2 protein-coding genes and 1 pseudogene are annotated in these 3,139 nt (G+C 73.0%); 2 read left to right on the forward strand and 1 reads right to left on the reverse strand.

Annotated elements, in window-relative coordinates; genetic code table 11:
* The first annotated feature begins 13 nt into the window (after positions 1–13).
* Positions 14–1,504, forward strand: coding sequence for an alkaline phosphatase D family protein (locus EBN88_RS29300; protein ID WP_122400020.1), 1,491 nt, complete (start codon positions 14–16; stop codon positions 1,502–1,504).
* A 38-nt stretch (positions 1,505–1,542) separates the two neighbouring features.
* On the forward strand, positions 1,543–1,761 hold the full coding sequence (locus EBN88_RS29305; RefSeq protein WP_193318100.1) for a DUF6011 domain-containing protein: 219 nt from the start codon (positions 1,543–1,545) through the stop codon (positions 1,759–1,761).
* Positions 1,762–2,167: 406 nt separating this feature from the next.
* Here EBN88_RS29305 and EBN88_RS29315 read toward each other — a convergent pair.
* Positions 2,168–2,926 (reverse strand): annotated as a pseudogene (locus EBN88_RS29315) (GH12 family glycosyl hydrolase domain-containing protein); the annotation flags it as partial.
* Positions 2,927–3,139: the final 213 nt, after the last annotated feature.

The following is a 3,139-nucleotide window of genomic DNA, read 5'->3' on the forward strand; positions in this document are numbered from 1 at the left end:
CGCCGGGGCCGCGCTGGCCGGCGCGGCGCCGGCCCAGGCGTTCGGCGGGCGGCCGTCCGCCGACTGGGGCGTCCAGGTCGGCGACGTGACCGGCGAGTCCGGCCTGGTCTGGGTGCGCTCCGACCGGCCGGCCCGGATGGTCGTGGAGACCTCGGCCACCGAGTCGTTCCGCAGGCCGCGCCGGTTCGCCGGGCCGCTGCTCGGCCCCGACACCGACTTCACCGGCACCACCAGGCTGCGCGGCCTGGAGCCGGGTCAGCGGATCCACTACCGGGTGACGCTGGTCGACCCCGACGACCACCGGCGCACCGGCCGGCCGGTGACCGGCACGTTCCGCACCCCGTCCGCGCGGCGCTCCGACGGGGTCCGCTTCGTCTGGTCCGGCGACCTGGCCGGGCAGGGCTGGGGCATCAACCCGGAGGTGGGCGGCTACCGCGCCTTCGACGAGATGCGCCGACTCGACCCGGACTTCTTCCTCTTCAGCGGCGACACCATCTACGCCGACGGGCCACTCACCGAGACCGTCGCCCTGCCCGACGGGCGGATCTGGCGCAACGTCACCACCGAGGAGAAGGCCAAGGTGGCCGAAACCCTCGCCGAGTACCGGGGCAACTTCCGCTACAACCTGGCCGACGAGAACCTCCGCCGCTTCAACGCCCAGGTGCCGGCCATCGTGCAGTGGGACGACCACGAGGTCACCAACAACTGGTACCCCGGTGAGCTGTTGGAGGACGACCGCTACACGGAGAAGTCCGTCGACGTGCTGGCCGCCCGCGCACGCCGGGCGTTCAGCGAGTACTTCCCGATCCCCAGCCTGCGCCCCGGGGCGCGCGAGGGGCGGGTGCACCGGGTCGTGCGCCGGGGCCCGCTGCTGGACGTCTTCGTCCTCGACATGCGCACCTTCCGCGACCGCAACTCGCCCAACCGGCAGGCCGAGAACGCGCAGGGTATCCTCGGCCGCGAGCAACTCGACTGGCTCAAGCGCGAGTTGCTCCGCTCCCGCGCGGTCTGGAAGGTGATCGCCGCCGACATGCCCATCGGCCTGGTGGTCCCGGACGGCGAGACCGACTTCGAGGCCATCGCCAACGGCGACCCCGGCGCCCCGCTCGGCCGGGAACTCCAGATCGCCGAGCTGCTCCGCTTCGTCAAGCGCCGGCGGATCACCGGCACCGTGTGGCTGACCGCCGACGTGCACTACACCTCGGCCCAGCACTACCGGCCCGAGCTGGCGGCGTTCGGCGACTTCGCGCCGTTCTGGGAGTTCGTGACCGGGCCGATCAACGCGGGCTCCTTCCCGGCCAACGCGCTCGACGGCACGTTCGGCCCCGACCGGGTCTTCGTCAAGGCCCCCACCGCGTCCAACGTCTCGCCGGCCGAGGGCTACCAGTTCTTCGGCGAGGTCGCCATCGACGGCGACAGCGGCGAACTCACCGCGCGGCTGCGGGAGGTGGGCGGCGGGGTGCTCTTCTCGCAGACCCTGCGGCCCGGCCTCGTCGGCCAGTGAACCGGCCGGGCGCCGGCCCCGGGTGGTACACCTGGGGCATGGCACCCGGCGAGAAGGACCCGCAACCGGCGCTGCTCCCCGACCCCGAGGAGCGGCGCCGGCCGCCCGTGCACTGCCGGCTCTGCGGGCGTCCGCTGCGCGACCGGGAGGCGCGGACCTGGGGGCTCGGCCCCGAGTGCCGCGCCAAGCTGGCGCTGCGCGCCGCGCCCCGGCCGCCCGAGCACCCCGTGGAACAGGACCCGCTGCCCGGCGTCTGAGCCCGTCGAGCCCGTTCCCCCGCGCGCCGGCCGGCCGCCGGTCCGCGCCCAGCAGGGCGAGGCAGGGCTCACGTCCGCTGATCTCGACGGGGGTTCGGCGGTGGGCCAGCCAACGGTCCCGGGTCAGCCGCAGCCGCCGCTCCGTCGCCGCGCGGCCCCGCACCACCAGCCGGGCGATCCCGTCGTCCTGGTAGCCGAGCCTGGCCGAGACCCGCGGCGAGCCGGCGTTGTCCTCCATGGCCGCCGAGATCGCCTGCTCGGCGCCGGGCCCGGCGAACGCCAGCTCCAGCACGGCGGCCCGCGTCTCGCTGCCGATGCCCCGCCGAACGGCCTCGACCGGGGCCCGAGGGCCGGGACGCCCGCGCCGCCGCGCGGACGCCCCGGCCTCGGTCGAGTGGGTGACTCAGTTGAACGAGGACGAGAACGAGTTCAACGCGAGCCCCGCGCCGTTCTCCCACGGCTCGAAGCCGGCCTGGACGCTGGTGATGTACCAGGACGGGTCGGCCAGCCCGTGGGCGACCGTCTCGTCGACGAAGTCCATGACGTCGAAGTTGAAGCTGGTGATGGCGGAGGGCGCGACGAACGAGATCACGTCGTTTCCGCCGTTGTTGCCCTCCCAGACCTCCCACTGCTGACCGGCGATGTTCGCGGTGCCGGTCGGGGAGCCGATCGGCTGGATCGGGCCGACGCGGTTGAGCCAGATCATGATCTCGGTCTCGTTCACCCCGGTGGTCTGCGGCTCGGGGTCCAGCCAGATGTCGTAGCTGGCGTTGTAACTGGCGTTGTCCACATAGGTGTAGGACACGCTGCTGGGGGCGCTGCCGATCTGGCTCACCTGACGGGGCAGGGCGGTGCCCGGAGCGCAGTTGCCGTAGTGGCAGCCGTCAAAGACGGACGGGTACGACTTGGGGGCTCCGTTGGTCGGCACGCTGCCGTTCGCCGTCACCAGCTGGAAACCACTGTCGGTGACGTTGATGCACTGCTCTTCCTGGGTGCCCCAGCGGTTGTTCTGCGCGATGTAGCGGTTCTGGATCACCGTGGTGCCGTACTGGTCACAGATCAGCTCGTCCGCCTGGGCCGACCCCGGCATGAGCGTGAACGTCGCGGCCACCGACGCGAGAACGGCCGGTATGGCGGTCGCGAGAAGGCGTTTACGAGAAGCCATTGGTCTCCTCCGTGGGGGAGTTCCGTGGGGGTGTGCCGCGTGTGGGAGCGCTCCCGCATACTGCCCGGCGGACTTTATGTGCATCTCCGGCGGCTGACAAGGCTTCTCGTCGAAGCGAATTCGACAACGCCTCGGGCCGGCGGGGCGCCTCGGGCCGGCGGGCGGTGGGGGGACGGCCGCCGGCCCGGGGGCGCGCCGTGCGCGGCGCGGGCG

The organism is Streptomyces triticirhizae (assembly GCF_003696235.1).
In the GTDB taxonomy this organism is placed as follows: Bacteria; Actinomycetota; Actinomycetes; order Streptomycetales; family Streptomycetaceae; genus Streptomyces; species Streptomyces triticirhizae.